At 51.7% G+C, this 19335-nt stretch carries 14 protein-coding genes and 1 rRNA gene; 13 read left to right on the top strand and 2 right to left on the bottom strand.

Going from position 1 to position 19335, the window contains the following annotated elements:
• Window positions 1-126: 126 nt before the first annotated feature.
• Complete coding sequence (locus BR86_RS0100085) at window positions 127-1239, top strand: ABC transporter ATP-binding protein (RefSeq protein WP_031470996.1); 1113 nt, start codon at window positions 127-129, stop codon at window positions 1237-1239.
• Between the two features lie 128 nt (window positions 1240-1367).
• Here the strand turns inward: BR86_RS0100085 and BR86_RS0100080 are convergent, their stop codons facing one another.
• A complete protein-coding gene (locus tag BR86_RS0100080; RefSeq protein WP_031470995.1) occupies window positions 1368-2051 on the bottom strand; it encodes a hypothetical protein in 684 nt (227 codons plus the stop codon).
• Window positions 2052-2344: 293 nt separating this feature from the next.
• On the opposite strand from BR86_RS0100080, the gene BR86_RS14915 reads away from it, so the two are divergent.
• The 9 genes from BR86_RS14915 (at window position 2345) to BR86_RS0100025 (ending at window position 13580) form a co-directional block, all read left to right on the top strand.
• Window positions 2345-3004 carry a YesL family protein gene (locus BR86_RS14915; RefSeq protein WP_031470993.1) on the top strand — a complete coding sequence of 220 codons (660 nt, stop codon included), beginning with the start codon at window positions 2345-2347 and terminating at the stop codon, window positions 3002-3004.
• Between the two features lie 306 nt (window positions 3005-3310).
• Complete coding sequence (locus tag BR86_RS0100065; RefSeq protein ID WP_031470992.1) at window positions 3311-4699, top strand: ABC transporter substrate-binding protein; 1389 nt, start codon at window positions 3311-3313, stop codon at window positions 4697-4699.
• Window positions 4700-4927: 228 nt separating this feature from the next.
• Window positions 4928-5896: a carbohydrate ABC transporter permease gene (locus BR86_RS0100060; protein WP_242841531.1), complete on the top strand. Its 969-nt coding sequence runs from the start codon at window positions 4928-4930 to the stop codon at window positions 5894-5896.
• Window positions 5897-5962: 66 nt separating this feature from the next.
• Complete coding sequence (locus BR86_RS0100055) at window positions 5963-6856, top strand: carbohydrate ABC transporter permease (protein WP_242841530.1); 894 nt, start codon at window positions 5963-5965, stop codon at window positions 6854-6856.
• Window positions 6857-7294: 438 nt separating this feature from the next.
• Window positions 7295-8311, top strand: coding sequence for a PHP domain-containing protein (locus BR86_RS0100045; RefSeq protein ID WP_051684474.1), 1017 nt, complete (start codon window positions 7295-7297; stop codon window positions 8309-8311).
• A 184-nt stretch (window positions 8312-8495) separates the two neighbouring features.
• Window positions 8496-9755 carry a hypothetical protein gene (locus BR86_RS14910; protein ID WP_143099275.1) on the top strand — a complete coding sequence of 420 codons (1260 nt, stop codon included), beginning with the start codon at window positions 8496-8498 and terminating at the stop codon, window positions 9753-9755.
• A 6-nt stretch (window positions 9756-9761) separates the two neighbouring features.
• Entirely contained in the window at window positions 9762-10319 is a 558-nt protein-coding gene (locus tag BR86_RS0100035) for an HD domain-containing protein (protein ID WP_031470987.1), read from the top strand.
• A 555-nt stretch (window positions 10320-10874) separates the two neighbouring features.
• A complete protein-coding gene (locus BR86_RS0100030; protein WP_031470986.1) occupies window positions 10875-12215 on the top strand; it encodes an MATE family efflux transporter in 1341 nt (446 codons plus the stop codon).
• A gap of 330 nt (window positions 12216-12545) precedes the next feature.
• Complete coding sequence (locus BR86_RS0100025; protein WP_031470985.1) at window positions 12546-13580, top strand: 3-deoxy-7-phosphoheptulonate synthase; 1035 nt, start codon at window positions 12546-12548, stop codon at window positions 13578-13580.
• A 169-nt stretch (window positions 13581-13749) separates the two neighbouring features.
• Here BR86_RS0100025 and BR86_RS0100020 read toward each other — a convergent pair whose 3' ends face one another.
• Window positions 13750-14625, bottom strand: coding sequence for a LysR family transcriptional regulator (locus BR86_RS0100020; protein WP_031470984.1), 876 nt, complete (start codon window positions 14623-14625; stop codon window positions 13750-13752).
• Window positions 14626-14821: 196 nt separating this feature from the next.
• On the opposite strand from BR86_RS0100020, the gene BR86_RS0100015 reads away from it, so the two are divergent.
• The 3 genes from BR86_RS0100015 to BR86_RS0100005 form a co-directional block, all read left to right on the top strand.
• A complete protein-coding gene (locus tag BR86_RS0100015; RefSeq protein WP_075034378.1) occupies window positions 14822-16837 on the top strand; it encodes an ABC transporter ATP-binding protein in 2016 nt (671 codons plus the stop codon).
• Window positions 16837-18612 carry an ABC transporter ATP-binding protein gene (locus BR86_RS0100010; RefSeq protein ID WP_031470982.1) on the top strand — a complete coding sequence of 592 codons (1776 nt, stop codon included), beginning with the start codon at window positions 16837-16839 and terminating at the stop codon, window positions 18610-18612. Before BR86_RS0100015 ends, BR86_RS0100010 begins: the two co-directional genes overlap by 1 nt.
• Window positions 18613-19220: 608 nt before the next feature.
• Window positions 19221-19335, top strand: a 16S ribosomal RNA gene (locus tag BR86_RS0100005); the annotation flags it as partial.

The following is a 19335-nucleotide window of genomic DNA, read 5'->3' as shown; positions in this document are numbered from 1 at the left end:
CAACTAAATAAATCAAATAATATGTAATCACAGGATGTTGTTTTGGAATGCGCTGCGGTTTTTCGGCGGAAAAGAGCCCAAAAACTGCAGATCACACATAGAATAGGACAAAAGGGGAGGTCCAATATGGCCAGTATCAGCTGCAGACACATTTATAAGGTTTATTCGGGGAACGTTACGGCGGTAAAGGATTTCAATCTGGAGATCCGCGACAAGGAGTTTGTGGTATTTGTCGGTCCGTCGGGCTGCGGAAAATCCACGACGCTCCGGATGATCGCCGGTCTTGAGGAGATCACGGATGGCGAGATGTATATCGGGGACCGTCTGGTCAATGATGTCGCGCCGAAGGACCGCGATATTGCCATGGTGTTCCAGAACTATGCGCTGTACCCGCATATGACCGTGTATAAGAATATGTCATTCGGTCTGGAGCGGCGCAGGGTTCCGAAGGATGAGATCGACCGCCGCGTCAAGGAGGCGGCAAGGATTCTGGAGATTGAACCGCTTTTAGAGAGAAAACCGAAGGCTCTGTCCGGCGGTCAGAGACAGCGTGTAGCTCTCGGCCGTGCGATGGTCCGCAATCCTGCGGTGTTTCTTCTGGATGAGCCGCTGTCCAACCTGGACGCGAAGCTCCGCACCAGCATGAGAACCGAGATCATCAAACTCCACAAAAAACTGGCGACGACATTTATCTATGTCACCCATGATCAGATCGAGGCGATGACCATGGGTGACCGCATCGTTGTTATGAAAGACGGCATTATCCAGCAGGTGGATACACCGCAGAATCTGTATGAAAAGCCGTGCAACCTGTTCGTGGCGGGATTCATCGGAAGCCCGCAGATGAATTTCCTCGGCGGCACGCTTCACCGGTCCGGTTCCGGCTGGACGGTGGACATTGCCGGAACGGTCATCGCGCTTCCGGAGGAAAAGACGGGCGGTGCGAATCTTGCACCGTATGACGGAAAGGAAGTGACCGTCGGTATCCGTCCGGAAGACATCAAGGACGATTCGGAATTTCTGGAGAAGCATGCCGGTTCAAAGTTCGGGACGGAAGTGGAAGTGTCGGAGATGATGGGCGCAGAGATTTACCTCTATATGATTTATCAGGGGCAGAACCTGATGGCAAGAGTGGCCTCCACGTCGAAGGCGAAACGGGGAGACCGGATCACGGTTGCGGTGGATGAGTCGAAGATTCATCTGTTTGACAAAGAAACCGAAGAGACCATTCTGAACTGATCGGAAGTTCTCCATAAAAGAAAGCTCCGCCCGGCGGAAATGCCGTGCGGAGCTGTACTTTTTTGGTGGATTTTCTTTCGCGTATAGCGGGCAGAAAATGCAAAACGGATTCTGCGAAGCGGATCCGGTCAGGGAACCTGCTCAAAACAGTACCGGATAAAGTCCGCGGTCTGTTCTCTGTGCGGCGCGATGGAAGGAACAAAAAGGTAATAAGTCCCGGTGACTTCGGGGGCATCGGTCAGATAGCGGGAGTCCTTCAGGGAAAGCGCGTAATAGACGGTTTTTCCGTTTTCGTCCGTGTACGTCGCCATGGAATCCCGGAGCGCCCGGAAGAGATCATCCGGAAGAAGCTCATTTAGAGAACAGAATGTCATCTGAGGACGGAACTCATCGAGAACGCTTTTTTCTGTGATGACAAAATCGAGGGATTTTGTGGTGATCCCGGCAATGATTTTGCCCCGGCTTGCCGCGGCGATCTCGGCGGCCTGACCTTCTTCGTCAATGTAGAGTCCGTCGTCGAGAAGAAGCTTCTGGGAGGAGGACAGGCCGATCCTCGAGGCATAGTCCCGGGAGATGTCTGATGCGGAAAAACGGTTCCAGTCATCATTTGTGATCAGACCGGACAGGATGACGGTTTTGGAGCGGTTGATGAGGACCTCGCCGGCGAAAAGAAAGAGAACTACCGCAGCGGCAAGTCCAAGAAAATAGAATTTGTAGTAGTAAGCGATATACTCCGCTTTTTTTCGGAATGTCATGCGGGAGAGCTTGGCGGCTTCCTCCTCTTTCCAACGGTGAAATCGGGATGAAATCATAGTGTATATCCTTTGCGATGGTTTTGTCTGTTCCGCACCGGACCGAAAAGGGGCCGGCGGGGAAATGCAGGACAAGTCTATGATAACACTGCTGTGGGAATCTCTCAACCGGATGGAAGCCGGCAGGGACCCTGTGGTCGGTGCCGTTTGCGGGAAAGGAATGGATGCCGGCGGAAACCTGTGGTCGGTGCTGTCTTGGGAAAAGGGATGGAAGACACAGCGCCGGTGCCGGCGAATCGTTCATGCAGAACCGGATTCGGGAGCGATAAGGAACAGAAAGGAGATAGGGAAGGATGAGCGAACTCTTTAATCCGGAGAACCGGTTCTGGAATTTTGTGGGAAAGCTGGCGGACGTATCGGCGATGTCGGTCATCTGGCTGGCCACCTGCATACCGATCTTCACGATCGGCGCATCCACGGCTGCTTTCTATGACTTTTGCCTGAAAGCGGTCCGGGATCAGGAGGGCGGTGTGATACGGGGGTATTTTTCAGCATGGAAACGGCATTTCCGTAAGGCAACGCTTCTGTGGATGATTCAATCGGCGGGACTTCTGTTCTTTGCAGCGGATATCTGGTTTGCGGCGGCGTTCTGGGCTGCGGGATCGGGAAAGACTGCGGAACGCGTGGCACTGACGGGAATGAGCGCGGCGGGGGGACAGGTCGGCCTTGCGCTTACGGTTTTTCTTCTGATCATGGCGGATCTTTTTCTGGTCATCACCATGTACATGTACGGAATTCTGGCAGTGTTTGATCATCCGGTCGGGAAAATTCTGCGGGATGCGCCCGCCATGGCGATGAAATGTGTGCCGGTGACCATTGTGATGATGCTTCTTCCGGCGGCATTTTTCCTTCTGTTCTACCAGTTGAGCGGTTTCTTTTTCTTTTGGATCGGCGGAGTGATCCTAGCGTCTTCTTATCTTATGAATTTTGTGTTTGTAAAGATTTCGGTGTAAGAAACAGAAATGAACGGAAATGACGTCAAAATTGTGTTTCAGAAACACAATTCTCGGTAAAATTATAACAATATATAAATATTGTAAAAAAGTATAATATGGATTATACTGAGTTTTGAAAGTGGGCAAAATGACAAAATAAGCCGAAAAAGACGTTGCTTTATTGGCATATATTTTAGTTTACAACCACCGGCACCATCTGACATTTTGCTGTTATTATCATTTACATGCATTTTCAAATCAAACGTTTTTGGCGATTTGCGGAAAGACCGCTATGAATAGAATCGCTCAGAGGAGGAAAAACATATGAAAAAAATGCAATGGAAGACACTCGAGAAAAGCGCAGCGCTTGCACTGGCCGGAGCGATGGCTCTGACCGCATGCTCCGGTTCCACCGGATCTGCCGCAGCAACGACAGCAGCCCAGACGACAGCAGCAGAGTCTCAGGCAGCGGACGGGAAGACAGAAGCGGCAGATGCCTCCAAGTATGAGGTTACCGAACCGATTGAGATCGTATGGTGGCATGCACTCGAGGATCAGTACACGGATCTTGTCAATGAAGTGGTGGACGAATTCAACAAGAGTCAGGACAAGATTCATGTAACGGCGGAATATAAGGGCGCATACAAAGATATCAATGAGGCGCTGATCGCGGCAAATGCGGCAGGAACCGGACTTCCGGCGGTTGTCGTTGCGAACACCGATTATGTCGCATCTTACGGAGCAAGCGGTCTGTATGAAGATCTGGATCCGTACATCAAGGCGACCGGCTATGATGCAACCGACTTTGCGGACGGACTTCTGGTCAGTGCGCAGTATGAGGGCAAACAGGTTTCCCTTCCGTTCCTTCACTCCACGCAGGTAATCTATTACAATGCAGATATGGCGAAGGAAAAGGGAATTGAGATTCCGACCAAGATCGATGACATGGACGCATTCCTCGAGAAGGCAACCGAGAAGGCGGCAGACGGAACCACAAGCGTATACGGTCTGGAGATTCCGGGATGGGATCAGTGGTATTTCGAGACACTGTATCTGAACGATGGCGTAAAGATCATCAACGGGGAAAATAAGTGCGATCTGAACAGCGAGGCAGCCGTTGCCCGCACCAAGAAGATTCAGGACTGGACAAAGGCCGGTCTTGTAAACTATCGTCAGGGAACCGATGCATCTGCGAACATGCGTCAGGATTTCTATGACAAGAAGGCATTTGCCGTTATGCATACCTCCTCTCTGTACAACAACTATGTCAGCAAGTGTGACTTCAATGTCGGCATGGCATGGTATCCGGCAGCTGCAGACGGCACAAAGAACTCTGAGGTCGGCGGATGCGTTCTGGGAATTCCGTCCAAGAACGACCAGAAGACCAAGAATGCTGCATGGCAGTTCCTGCAGTTCCTGTGCGGTAAGGAAGTCAATATGAAGTGGGCAGAGGGAACCGGTTACTTACCGACCCGTAAGTCTGTTCTTCACACCGATGAAGGCAAGGCATTCCTTGAGAAGAAGCCGGCATTCCAGTGCATCTTCGACAATCTGGATCTGGTAAATCCGAGAATCCAGAATGCGGCGTGGTCCGAGCTTGCAACCACATGGAAGAACTACATGGTTACCATGATGACCGAGTTCTCCGATGCTCAGGAACAGTCCGACAGCATGGTTGAGGAGATCGACGAGATCCTTGCCGATCACAAGTAATTCGGAGAACTTCGAAAGAGAAATGTTTCCGGCCGCAGGATCCGGAAATGAGCGGATAAACTGAATAAGCCCACTGCGGCAGGAGACAAAGAAGAAGAGAAATGTCCCCGGTCCTCCTACAGGTTATCCCTGCGGGAGGACTTTTGCGTTTCGTGTCATAGAGTTTTGACAGTCAGGATACGGGGGACCGAAGTTCGCCTGCAGACTTTGCTTTTGGGGGAGAAATCTATGGTTGATATGGAAATAAAAGAGAATACGAAACCCGAGACAGGCGCTTCGGCGGGAAAGACACCGGCGAAGGCCGGGCTGAATCCGCGGCAGAAAGAGAAAATCGGCGATTTCCTCTGCATTGTGCCGGCACTCGTTCTTCTCATGGTCTTTGTTTATTATCCGATCGTCCGGCTGTTTCAGATCAGCCTGACCGACTGGAATCTTCTGAATGAGACATGGCATTTTGTCGGACTCAAGAACTGGGAGTGGCTGTTCGCCGGAACCGGAGCGAAATATCTCTGGAACTCTCTCGAGGTTACTTTCCTCTATTCGCTCGGGGAGTTGACCGTAACTATCGTCGGCGGAATGATCTTTGCACTGCTGTTCAACCGCATGACGAAATCGTTCAGCGTGCTGAGAGCCATCATTTTTATGCCGAAGTATGTGGCCATGTCTTCCGCGGCGGTTATCTTTCTCTGGATTCTCAACACGGAGTCCGGTGTTCTGAATTATGCGCTGAGTTACCTTGGCATCGCTCCGATCGACTGGCTGAATCAGAAAGCGACGGCACTTCCGTCGGTGCTGATGCTCACCGGATGGCGCTGCATCGGGTACGGCATGATGATTTATCTGGCCGCCATGGCAGGGATCTCGAAAGATTATTATGAGGCGTCCGCGCTGGACGGGGCGGATTCGACACAGCAGTTCTTCCGGATCACGCTTCCCCTTCTTGGACCGACCACATTGTTCCTCTTTGTCACCACCTTCCTCTCGTCGATGAAGGTATTCCAGTCGGTGGATATCCTGACGTCCGGCGGACCGAACCGTGCGACCGAAGTATTCGTCTATCTGATCTACCGATATGCGATGGTTGATTTCCGCATGGACCGCGCGGCGACGGCAGCGGTGATGTTCTTCCTGATTCTTCTGGTGATCACGGTAGCAACCATGAAGATCTCGAAAGGAAAGATTACCTACGATTCATAATCGGACGGGAAAACAGAGTCCCAGTGCGTGCTTTGCCCGCACAGGTCACAGGAAGAGAGGAAGAAAATGGCGAATACAATGGTTGCAGTGGACCCGCAGGGTCACGAATTTTCGGTAAAGAAGAAAAACAAGAAACATACGGCGGGATGGTGGGCACAGACCGTGGCAGCGGTGGTGATCACGGTCATCATGCTGTTCCCGCTCTATTGGATGATCAGCACGTCCTTCAAGTCGGCGGAAGAGGTGCAGCTGCCGTTCCCGACACTGTTTCCGAGATCCTTCCACCCGGAAAACTACGGATATGTGCTTCAGAAAGCAAACTTCCTGAAGTACTACTGGAACACGATCGTGATGACCGCAGGAATCCTGATCTCTCAGGTGGTGACGGGAATCCTTGCGGCTTACGGCTTTGCGAGAGGACATTTCAAATTCCGCGACGGGTTCTTCTATATCGTGCTCGGCGCACTGATGATTCCGCTGCAGGTCACCTTTATCCCGATCTACATCATGTGCTCGGACTGGACCATGAATGACACCTATCTGGGACTGATCCTTCCGGAGGCAGTTTCGGCCTACTATATTTTCATGCTCCGGAACAGCTTTATGTCCATTGACCAGTCCTACATCGATGCGGGAAGAATCGACGGACTCGGCCGCCTCGGCTGCATCTGGTATGTTCTCGTTCCAATGAGCAAGGCGAGCATTTACACCATCACTCTCGTGACCTTCACCAACGGCTGGAATGCTTATTTCTGGCCGAAGATCATTGCGGGCAATGAGGTGAGAAGAGTCCTGACGGTCGGACTCGCATATCTGAAGAATACCTTTGCCGGCCAGGCGGTATCCAACTATCACCAGATCATGGCGGGCGCAGTTCTGGCCATTCTTCCGGTTGTCATTCTGTTCTTCATTTTCCAGAAGTATATGATGACCGGATACTCCAAGGCGGCGATGAAATAACCGGACTGAAACAAGGAGAAACGCCCGGGCAAAATCGGAAAAAGGTAAAACGGAAAAAGGTAAAACGGAAAGAAAAGCCGAATAAGAAAAAGAATAAGACAAACCGGATAAGACAAAACGAATAAGAAAACCAAAAAAATAAATCCGGAAAAAGAAAAAACGAAAAAAGTAAATCGAAAAAAGAAATAGCAAAAATGAAAAGGAACAGGGCGGGAGTTTCCGGCATCGATACGGAGACTTTCGCCGGTTTCGTTTCAGAGGGCGGTTTCGCATTTCCATTTCCTGCGAAAGAAAGCGCTCCGTGTGATGCGCACACCGCTGAAAGGGTTTCTTAATTTGACATTTTGTGCGGATAAAGTAAAATGAAGGGACAAGCGCTGAAAGGACAGGAGAACGGAAGTCGTCCTGAGGACCTTGTCAGTCAGATTGAGGCGAAAGATGGATATTATCGGAAAAGGACAACATCAGTACAAAGCGAATCTTCACAGTCATACCACGATTTCCGACGGGAATCTGACACCGGAAGCGATGGCGCAGGCCTATCGGGAACGCGGATATTCGATCCTTGCGATCACCGATCATGAGGCGCCGATGGCGCACCCGGAGCTGAACCGCGAAGATTTTCTTATGATCACCGGATACGAGGCATACATCCGGCCGGATCCCGAGTGCCGCTATGATCCGCTCCATCCGGAGATCCACATCAACCTTCTGGCAAAAAGGCCGGACTGTGAGACTTATGTCGGCTATGATCCGAAGTTCTGCAAATATCTTCCGCATGAGATTGCGGAAAAGCTGCCGAAGTGCGGACCGGAGGGACCGCGCCTCTATACGTTGGAATATATCCAGAATTTCATTGACTGTGCCCGCGCGGCCGGCTACCTTGTGGCGATGAACCATCCGGTGTGGTCCATGGAAAGCGAGGATACGCTTCTTCGGCTGAACGGACTCTACAGCCTCGAGATCTACAATACGGGATCGTATACGATCAACGGGAGCGAGTGCAACAACGGGCTGTATGACGCATTTCTCATGAACGGAAAGATGCTGTACTGCCACGGCGCGGACGATAACCATAACAAGAAGCCCTTTGATGATCTTCTGAGCGATTCCTTTGGAAGCTGGACCATGGTGATGGCGGAGGAACTGACTTATCCCGCTGTTATGGAGGCACTGAAAAAAGGAAACTTTTATGCGTCGACGGGACCGGAGATCCGGTGTCTGACCGCAGAACACGGGCATGTCCATGTGGAGATGAGCGGAGTTCAGAGAGCGATCCTTGTGCGGAGCATGAAACTGTGCCAGAATGTTTACCGGCCGGACGGCGGCGAGATCACCGGGGCGGATTTTGACCTTCCGGAAGATACAGAATATGCGTATCTGATTCTTCGCGACCGTTACGGAAAAGAGGCGCATACGAGGGCATTTACCAGGAAAGAACTGGGCCTGGAGTAAATGCGGCCGGTCCGGAATAAATAAAACAGAACACTCTGCCGGTACAGAAGCGGTATTCTGTGCCGGCAGAGTTTGTGAAAACGGCGGGGCAGGAAATGTTTCCCGATGTGAGGACTGCCGCGGAATGTTGGAGACCGCGGAGTGCTGTCTCCGACAGGAAAATGGAACAGACAGGAGAGTATATATGACAAAACGAACAGGACGAAGCGGAAAGGTCTGTAAGGCTGCGGCTTTTGCGGCAGCAATGCTGACGGCAGCGGGCATTGCCGCCTGCGGGCCGAAGCAGGATGCAAAGGATACGTCTGCGGCGGTTGCGACAGAGGCGGCAAAAGAGACTGTGGAAAATGCAGAGAGCGCAGCAGGCGCGGAAGACGTTTCCACGGAGGCAGCGGAGAGCGCAGCGGATGCGGAAGACCGTTCCGCGGCGGCGGAGAGCGGATCCGTTGCGGAAACCGGTTTGCGTCTGACACAGACCAAAACGGTCGGCAAGCCGACTTATACCGGTATAAAAGAATACAAACCGTTTCTCAAATCCGCAAAGCCGTGGGCGGTGATTCCGGGACTGAATGAGGGAATGATCCCGCAGGGAATGTGCTACTGCGCGGAAGATAAGAGAACGTATATTGCAAGCTATTCCAAGGCGGATATTCCGTCGGTGATCAGCATTCTGGATGAGGATGGAGTCCTGACTGCGGAGGCATATCTCTATAATGCGGATGGAAGCCGTTTTTCCAGCCATGTCGGCGGACTGGCGATCTCCGACGATACGCTCTTCGTGTCAGCGCCCGCGGATGCGGAGGGACACTATCAGGTGGCGGAGATTCCGATGAAGGAACTGGAAGGCGAGGGAACAAAGGAAGTTAAGATCAAAAAGACCTTCCGTGTACCGGTTTCCCCGTCCTTTATGAATTTTTCCGACGGTTGTCTGTGGGTCGGCAATTTTTATCACCCGAAGGGGAATTATGATCTGTCCGCGGACATGAATTATACGACCAAGGCTGAAAATGCCGAGTATGGCTGCTATATTCTGGGATACGATCTCTCCAAAAAGAGCGTGGAGCGCTTCGATGAGGCCGGCCCGGACGGATATCCGGTCCCGGATATGGTGATGGCAGCTCCGGACCGGATTCAGGGAATCACGAGTCTCTCAAACGGTCAGATGCTGCTGAGCCAGTCTTACGGAAGAAAATCAGAATCCCGTCTGATGTCCTTTGACACGAGCTCAACACATGCGACGCTGCAGGATTTTCAGGTCGGCAGTTCCAAAGTGCCGGGCTTTATTCTGGACTCCAATTGTCTGACCAAAGCCGTGACGGCGCTGCCAATGACGGAAGCGGTATCGGCAACACCGGACGGAATGATTCTGGTAAGTTTTGAGTCCGGTGCGATGCATTATTCCGACGGAAAGGACCGCACAGACCATATCTGGAAGATGGAGTGGTAACATTATATGTATACCGATAAGACAATTACAATCACAACATACACCGGAAAGCATATTGATCCGATGAATCCGGAAGCGGAAATGCTGGATATCGAGGATATCGCACACGCACTTCCGTACCTTTGCCGCGGCAACGGACATGTCCGCACGTTCTTTTCGGTGGGACAGCACTGTATCAACTGTGCGAGGGAGGCGGAGGCCAGAGGACTTCCGCCGAGAGTGATTCTGGCCTGCCTGATCCATGACGCCAGTGAGTGCTATCTGTCCGATGTGCCGAGACCGGTGAAGATCCGTATGCCGGAATATAAGGAGCAGGAGAACAGGCTTCTGGACATGATCTACGAAAAGTTTCTGGGAACACCACTGACGGAGGAAGAAAAAGCGATTGTAAAGGGAATTGATGACGATATGCTCTGGTATGACATGACGGAACTGCTCCGGCAGGAGATGGACCGCCCGAAACCGGAACTGCATATCTATCTGAATTTCAGCTGGAGACCGTTTGCGGATGTGGAGGAAGAGTATCTCGATCTCTATCGAACGTATGCGCCGAAAGTGCAGTGATGCCCCGGCGGCCAGGAGGGCGGAACGGCGAAAAAAGCTTGACTTTTTTTGAAGCAATATGCTATTCTACGGGACGTCGCTTTGCGAATGATCGTGCTATTCGGGATGTATCCCGATAACACAAATGATAGAAACTCCGTGATCAGGATTTCACCTGGTCCGGAGTTTTTTTATTTCCTAGGAAATTTCTCCGAAATTCCCTAGGAAATAAAAACGATCCGCGAGGATGCGCACGCCGCTGTAAGCAAATTCACTAAGCTCGAGAAAACCAGCCGCAGCACACTATTTCACTAAGCGGCAAAGCTGCTAAGTGAAATATGTGTCGCTAAGTGAATTTCCATGGCACGCTCTAAGCTCGAAAAGACCAGCCGCAGCACGCTATTTCACTAAGCGGCAAAGCCGCTAAGTGAAATATGTGTCGCTAAGAGCTTCGCCAAGGAAGCTGTCACCTAACGGTGACCAGCGGCGGCGCGCAAAGTCCGCGACTTCCCCTCAGAAATGAGGGGACGGGGAACCAAAGTCCGCTGGCGAACGTTGAGGATACGGAGGGATAGAATGGAAAACGAACTTTTTGAACGGGCGCCGATTCACAGGGCGTATCTGAAGATGGCCATCCCGGTTGTTCTGAGCATGGTCGTGCAGCTGATCTACAATATGGTGGACACCTATTTTATCGCATTGACCGGAAACACTGATCTGATTGCCGGTGTGTCGGTCTGCGCGCCGCTCTTTATGCTGATGCTGGCGTTCGGTGATATTTTTGGCCTTGGAGGAAGCAGCGTGATCTCAAGACTTCTCGGCTGCGGAAGTCATGAAGATGCGCGACGTCTCAGCATTTTCTGCCTGTACGGCGCAGCGGCGTTCGGGGTGGCCGTGTCTTTTGTGATGATGGCATTCCGGACCCCGATCCTTGCATTTCTCGGCGCGGACGGTGCTTCGGTAAGTTATGCCTCCGGATATTATACCTGGATCGTGATGGGAGCGGCGTTTATCATTTTTTCGCTGGTCCCGACGAATCTTCTGCGGTCGGTCGGTTCACCGAACGCATCCATGATCGCATCATTTATCGGCGCTGTCGTGAACATGGTTCTGGATCCGGTATTCATCTTCGGACTCGGCATGGGAGCCGCCGGTGCGGCCATCGCGACTGTGATCGGATACATCTGTTCGGATGTGTTTTCCATCTGGTACATATGGAAAAAATGTCCGCTGATGTCCCTCGATGTCCGGAAACTCAGGATCTTCCGTCCGGAGCTGGCGGCCATTTTTTCAATCGGACTGCCGGCTTCCGTCACAAACTTTATGCAGACCATCGGCATGATCATTACCAACCGTAATCTTCTGCCGTACGGCAATGAGTCCATCGCGGTCATGGGAATCGTTCTGAAAGTGGTCAATATTGCCGCACTTGTGATCGTCGGTCTGGGATTTGGCGGTCAGCCGCTGATGGGCTACACTTACGGCGCAGGCAATATGCCCCGATTCCGCAGCGTGATGAAGTTTGCGCTTCAGATGGTCTGCGGGTGCGGAGCGGCAATCGCGGCAGTTCTTGCGCTGATTGCACCGGTTATGGTCGGCGTATTCATCAAAGATGAGGCGCTGATCGCGCAGGGATCGGTAATGCTTCGGCTTCAGATGCCGAGTATGGTGCTGATGGGGATCGGACTGGTCATGATCTGCGCGTTCCAGTCGACAGGAAAAGGCCTTCCGTCTCTTCTTCTTTCGATCTGCCGTCAGGGAGTGGTGTATGCCGCGGTGATGGCGGTTATGTCTGCCATGTTTGGATATACGGGCGTCATTTCCGCGCAGCTGGTGACAGATCTGGTGACGACAGTGATCGCGTGGATACTGTTCCGCGTCTTTCTTGCGGGGGAGATCACAACGGATCGGATTTAAATGCGGGTTGATCGATGGGAACGATGAGCCATCATCGTGAAGAGAAAAAACAGTTCAGCGCTTCCGGATGGTTATGAATCAAATCGGACACTGCTCTGAGAAAAAACACTTTAAAGCCTCTTTACTTTAAAGTGTAAAAGAAGTATAATCGTCGGTATCTTCGGAAAAAGAAAAAAGGAATCCGATATGGAGATTCCCTTTCCGGAGAATACCGGCGTTTTTTTGCGGCATACGAACAGCAGAACGGTGCCGCGATTGCAGACGAAATGCAGAACACCTGCATTGCCGTGCCGGTCAGATTCAGTGGATGGCAAAGGGAGGAACATCATTATGGATATGGATATGCAGTTCATCAGAAAACTTCCGATTCCGAAGCTCCTGAAGGAGCGTTATCCGGTGACGGAGGAGATGGCGAAGATCAAGGAAGCGAGAGATCAGGAGATAACCGATATCTTTACCGGAAAAAATGATAAGTTTCTTCTGATCATCGGACCGTGTTCGGCTGACCGCGAGGATTCGGTTCTGGATTACATGAACCGGCTGATCAGGATTCAGGAAAAAGTGAAGGACAAGATTTTCATCATTCCGCGATGCTACACGAACAAGCCGCGAACCAGGGGAACCGGCTACAAGGGCATGCTTCATCAGCCCGATCCGGAAGGTGAGGAAGATCTTCTGGAGGGAATCATCGCGATCCGTGAGCTTCATCAGCGTATTGTGCGGGAGACCGGCTTTACCTGTGCGGAAGAAATGCTGTATCCGGAAAATCACCGCTATCTCTCGGATCTGCTCTCTTACGTGGCGATCGGTGCAAGATCGGTGGAAGATCAGATTCACCGCATCACCGCCAGCGGTGTCGGCATCCCGGTCGGCATGAAGAACCCGACCGGCGGAGACAAGACGGTCATGATGAACTCGATCTATGCGGCGCAGTGCCCGCAGCGGTTTCTGTATCGCGGATGGGAGGTCCAGACCAAGGGGAATCCTCTGGCACATGTGATTCTGCGCGGAAGCGTCGACAAATACGGCATGAATACACCGAACTATCACTATGAAGATATTATGGAAGTTCTGAAAATGTATCAGGAAAATGATCTTCCGAATCCGGCGGTCATCGTGGATACCAACCACAACAATTCCGGCAAGAAATATCTGGAACAGATCCGCATCGCGAAGGATGTGCTTCACAGCATGCATGTGAATCCGGATGTTCGCAGCATCGTGAAAGGCCTGATGATCGAGAGTTACATCGAAGACGGCGCACAGACAATCGGCGAGGGCTGTTACGGAAAATCCATCACCGATCCGTGTCTTGGCTGGGAAAAGAGCGAAAAACTGATTCTGGAACTGGCAGAGATGCTTTGAGAACATGACGCCCCATCTCCTCAGGAATGAGGGGATGGGGCGTTGAAGTCTTCGGAATGACTTTCATCCATCGTTTATGCTTATATCTGTTTATACTTGTTTTTTGACTGTGAAAAGTCCGGGACAGGGCTTCCGCGCCGCAGTCTGCTGAACGAATCTGTCCGCTCTTTTATTCTGATTTCCTTGGGACGCGAAAAGTCCGGAACAGGGCTTCTGCGCCGTCGGAAAGAATCCGCCCGGCCGGACGGACCAGGTAAAGGGTACTGGCAAGATCTTCATCCGCCAGTGCGCGGAAAGGAAGATCGGGTGCGGCATTGAGGGCGGAGGCGGGAAGAAGCGCCGCGCCGAATCCTGCCCTTGCCCACTGAAGACTTGTTCGCGCGTCGTCATTGACACAGTAAAAATCAAGGGAAAAAGAGGAATTCCGAAGTTTTTCCCGGATAATCTTCTCCCAGCGGCGGTAGCAGACAAGCGGAGTGCCTTCCAGATCGGAGAGATGAAGCGGTCCGTCCGGAAGTACCCTCAGAAATTCTTCCTTTCCCGCGATCACCATGTGATCCTCCTGCAGCGGGATCTTGTCGAGACCGCGATCCGGGAACGGGGTTCGGATGACGGCCAGCTCAATCTTTTCACGCTCAAGTTCTTCCAGAATCTCATACGTGTTCCCGTCATAAATCGAAAAGCGGACATCCGGTGAAATGCTCTGAAAGGCCGCAATTCCGTCAAAGAATGCGCGGCAGGAGCCGGAGGAGATGACACCGATGCGGACGGTTCCCTGTTTGCCCTCCCGGATGCGGGCAAGATCATGCTCTGCGAGATCCCGGAGTTCAAGGATTTTCCGGGCATAGGAGTACAGGTGACGGCCGGCCTCAGTCAGACGGATCTGTCTGGATCCCCGTTCAAAAAGCCGGACGCCGTACTCTGTCTCCAGATTTCGGATCTGCAGGGAGAGAGGCGGCTGGGACATATGAAGCCGGCGCGCCGCGCCGGAAATGGTTCCGGTCTCGACGATGACGGCAAAGTAATGGAGCTGATCAATGTTCATGGTATCTCCTTAAGGTATGAGAATGGAATGGAAATCTGCCGGAAATCCTGCCGGGATTCCACCGGGAAATGATGGGAACCCCTAAAACAATAATCTATATACATTCGATATGGATGCTAACAAAAGATATATGCCTTATATGGATTTTAATATGATATGATGATTTCGGCAATGTAAAATTGCAGGAGGATTAACCATGAAAAAGATCATGTATTATATCCGGGCATACCGGACGGAGGCGGTTCTCGCCCCGTTTTTTAAACTGCTGGAGGCATTGATGGACCTGTTTGTACCGATTGTGGTGGCAAGGATCATCAACAACGGTATTGCCCGTGGCGATATGGGTTACGTCTGGCAGTCATTTGCGATGCTGATTGCGCTGACTGCACTCGGGATGGGGTTTTCGTTTACTGCCCAGTGGTTCGCGGCGAAGGCCAGTGTCGGCGCGGCGACCGGACTCCGGCAGGATCTCTTTGATCACATCCAGAGTCTCTCCTATACCGAAATTGACCGTTTGGGTACCGATACGCTGATTACCCGCATGACCAGCGATGTCAATCAGGTCCAGACCGGAATCAACATGTCGCTTCGGCTTCTTCTGAGAAGTCCCTTTATCGTATTTGGCGCGATGATCATGGCCTTTGCAATTGATGTGCGGTGCGCGCTCATTTTCCTCGGTGCGATCCCGGTGCTCTCGATTGTGGTTTTCGGGATTATGTTCCGGTCAATTCCGATGTTTGCCCGTGCACAGGCAGCACTCGATCGTCTTCTGGGAACAACCCGCGAGAATCTGACGGGGGTGCGTGTAATCCGTGCATTCTGCAAAGAAGAGGATTCGATTCGCGAGTTTGAGGAGAGGAACGACACGCTGACCCGCATGAATGAGGCAGTCGGAAAACTGTCCGCTCTGATGAATCCGGGAACCTATCTCCTGATCAATGCCGCGACGATCCTTCTGATTCAGCAGGGAGCGATCCGTGTGGAACTCGGCGCGATCCGACAGGGAGATGTGGTTGCTCTCTATAATTATATGGCGCAGATTATCGTGGAACTGATCAAGCTTGCGTCACTGATTATTACCATCAACAAGTCCATTGCCTGTGCCGAGCGCATCAGCGCGATGTTTGACGTGAAGAACACCATGACGTACCGGAAAATGTCGCAGAAAGCGGGTGGATACGGCAGGAATGGAAGCGGAGAAGAAAAGACCGGCACAGATGGAACGTGCGGAAGCACAGAGGAAAAGGCCGCGGCAGACTGCACGAGCGGAAGCACAGAGGAAAAGGCCGTCGCAGACGGCTGCGATACGGATTCCTCCGTTTGTTTCCGGAATGTGACATTTTCCTATGCAGGATCCGGGGCGGATGCGGTTACCGGGATCTCGTTTGAGACGAAGTCCGGCGAGACCATCGGCGTGATCGGCGGAACCGGAAGCGGAAAGAGCACGGTCGTGAATCTGATCCCCCGTTTTTATGATCCGGACTCCGGAGAGGTGTGGATCGGAGGAAAGGATGCCCGCGATTACGCGGAGGGTGAGCTGATCCGGAAGATCGGAGTGATTCCACAGAAAGCGGTTCTCTTTGAGGGGACGATACGGGAGAATCTTCGCTGGGGAAATCCGGATGCTTCGGACAGGGAACTCTGGGAGGCAATTGACCTCGCACAGGCGAGGGAAGTTGTGGAGGGAAAAGACGGAATGCTGGACGCGAAGATCGAGCAGAACGGGCGGAACCTCTCCGGCGGACAGCGGCAGAGACTGACAATTGCCCGGGCGCTGGTCAAGAAACCGGAGATTCTGATCATGGATGACTCGGCGAGTGCGCTGGATTATTCGACGGATCTCGCCCTTCGACGGGCGATCCGGAGTCTTCCGGGCAATATGTCCGTCTTCATCGTCTCGCAGAGAACATCCAGTGTGCGGGAGGCAGACCGGATTCTCGTTCTGGATGACGGAAAGCTTGTCGGAAACGGCACTCACGAAGAACTGATGAGAGACTGCGAGGTCTATCGGGAGATTTATTATTCCCAGTTTTCGGATGAGCGTCCGGAGGAAGAAACGGAAAGAAACGCGGAAAGAAACATAGAACGAAAAGCCGATGAGGATCCGGGAAAAACGGCGCGGCGGTTTGAAACACCGGTGACGGAATTCGAAGCGGGACGTGGGGTTCAGCCGGGTGAAGGCGATGAAACAGGGAAGGAGGCGATGGTCTGATGGCAGAGAATCGAAATGACAAAAGCTTTCGGGATTCGTCTTCTTCACAGACACTGAAGAAGGTTATGCGGGTGATCGGAAACTATAAAATCCTTCTGGCGTTCAGCATTCTTCTGGCCGGAATTTCCGTGGTCACCCAGCTCTACGTGCCAATTCTTTTCGGAGAAGCAATTGACCGGATCATCGCGCCGGGAAACGTTCATTTTGCGGAGATGGGATCGTACCTCCGGAACATCGGAATGGTTGTCGCAGTCTCTTCCATTGCGGCATGGGCCATGAACCGGATCAACAACTGTCTAACCTACCGTACGGTACGGGATATCCGGTCGGATGCGATCCGGAAGATTCAGAAGCTTCCTCTTTCCTATCTGGACAGTCATTCCACCGGCGATGTAGTTCAGCGGGTGATCGCGGATGTCGATCAGCTCAGCGACGGACTTCTTCTCGGTTTCACACAGCTGTTTTCCGGTCTGATTACCATCGGCGTGACGCTGATCTTCATGTTTTCCAAAAATATTGAGATTACCCTGATCGTGCTGGTGCTCACTCCGGTCAGCTTCCTTGTGGCCAAATTCATTGCCGGCAGATCTTTTCAGATGTTTCGGAAACAGACCACAACCCGCGGGCGGCAGACAGCGCTGATCAACGAGATGATCGGAAACGAAAAGATTGTGAAAGCTTTCGGTCACGAGAAGGCAGCATCCGAACGGTTCCGGGAGATTAACTTCGAACTGGAGAAATATTCCCGGAGTGCAATATTTTTCAGCTCTCTGACCAATCCGTCCACGAGAGCCGTGAACAATGTGATCTATGCGGTGGTTGCGCTGGTGGGAGCACATCGGATTCTGAACGGCTCTCTGACCGTAGGAGGACTCTCGGTGCTTCTGGTCTATGCCAACCAGTATATGAAGCCGTTCAACGACATCAGCTCGGTCGTGACGGAGCTTCAGAATGCACTTGCCTGTGCGGCGCGGGTATTTGAACTGATCGAAGCCCGGCCGGAAAGCGCGGACTCAACAGATGAACTGCAGGAAAGTCGGGGAGAGGTTGCACTGGATCATATTGATTTCTCATATAATAAGAAGAAAGCACTGATTCAGGATTTCAGTTTTTGCGCGGAACCGGGCACAACAACGGCAATTGTCGGACCAACGGGATGCGGCAAGACAACTCTGATCAATCTCCTGATGCGGTTTTATGATACGGATTCCGGCAGTATCCGGATTGACGGGCAGGATATTCGGGAGGTTTCCAGACATTCCCTTCGACGCACTTATGGTATGGTGCTTCAGGATACCTGGCTGAAAGCGGGAACTGTTCGGGAAAATATCGCATTCGGAAGGCCGGATGCGACGGATGAAGAGATTATCCGCGCGGCAAAAGAGGCAAGAAGCTGGGGATTTATCCGGCGCATGCCCAGGGGCCTGGACACACCGGTCACCGATGACAGTTTGAGTCAGGGACAGAAGCAGCTTCTCTGCATCACAAGAGTTATGCTGTGCCTTCCGCCGATGCTGATTCTGGATGAGGCGACATCGAGCATCGATACGAGAACGGAAATTCTGATTCAGGAGGCGTTCGCAAAGCTGATGAAGGGGCGGACGAGTTTTATTGTCGCACACCGTCTTTCGACGATCCGCAATGCAGACCAGATTCTTGTCATGCGGGACGGAAAGATCATTGAGCAGGGAAATCATAGAGAGCTGATGTCGAAAAATGGCTTCTATACCAATCTGTATAATTCTCAGTTTGCACAGACGGCGGAGAATGCCTGAATGTTGAACACGGGGCGCGGAATGCGTAAGCCGGAACGGTGAATGCAGAACGGTGAACGATGAATGTGAATTCCAAACACAAACCGGTAGTATTCGATAAATTGTATATGATATTAACACAATATCAAAAAATAAGACTGTAAAATCATTTTCGGAGGGGCGCCGCGGCGCTCCTCTTTTTATGAAAATGGCGGGAATACAGGGTTTTCCTGCTTTTGATCCATCAAACAGAAATTGTTTTTAAAAAATATAAAATTCGCTTGACGAATCCATTTCAGGGTGATAAGATAGGCTCCGTTGCGAATGAAACGCAGCGCCGATCCGGATCAGAAGCGATTCTCATATCAGCGGGGACGGAGCGAAAACAAATAACAGAATAAAGAAGTTCTTGACAAGGCGATTAAGATTTGATATAATAATTAAGTCGCTCGCCTGACGGGAACGACAGGAACATTGAAAACTGAACAGTATATAAAACCCTGAAAATTCCAAGAACAAAGGCCGATAAGGTAGAGGCCTTAAGTTCGAGAGATTTTCAAGAACAAAACCTTAAACAGTAATAACGGTTAAGAATAAGCCAAGCTTAAGTCTAAACCGGATCAAACTTTTAACGAGAGAGTTCGATCCTGGCTCAGGATGAACGCTGGCGGCGTGCCTAACACATGCAAGTCGAACGGAAATTGCAGAAGGAAGTTTTCGGATGGAATTTTGTAATTTTAGTGG

Source organism: [Clostridium] aminophilum DSM 10710 (genome assembly GCF_000711825.1).
Taxonomy (GTDB): Bacteria; Bacillota; Clostridia; order Lachnospirales; family Lachnospiraceae; genus Clostridium_R; species Clostridium_R aminophilum.
This window is presented reverse-complemented; position numbering and strand designations above follow the sequence as displayed.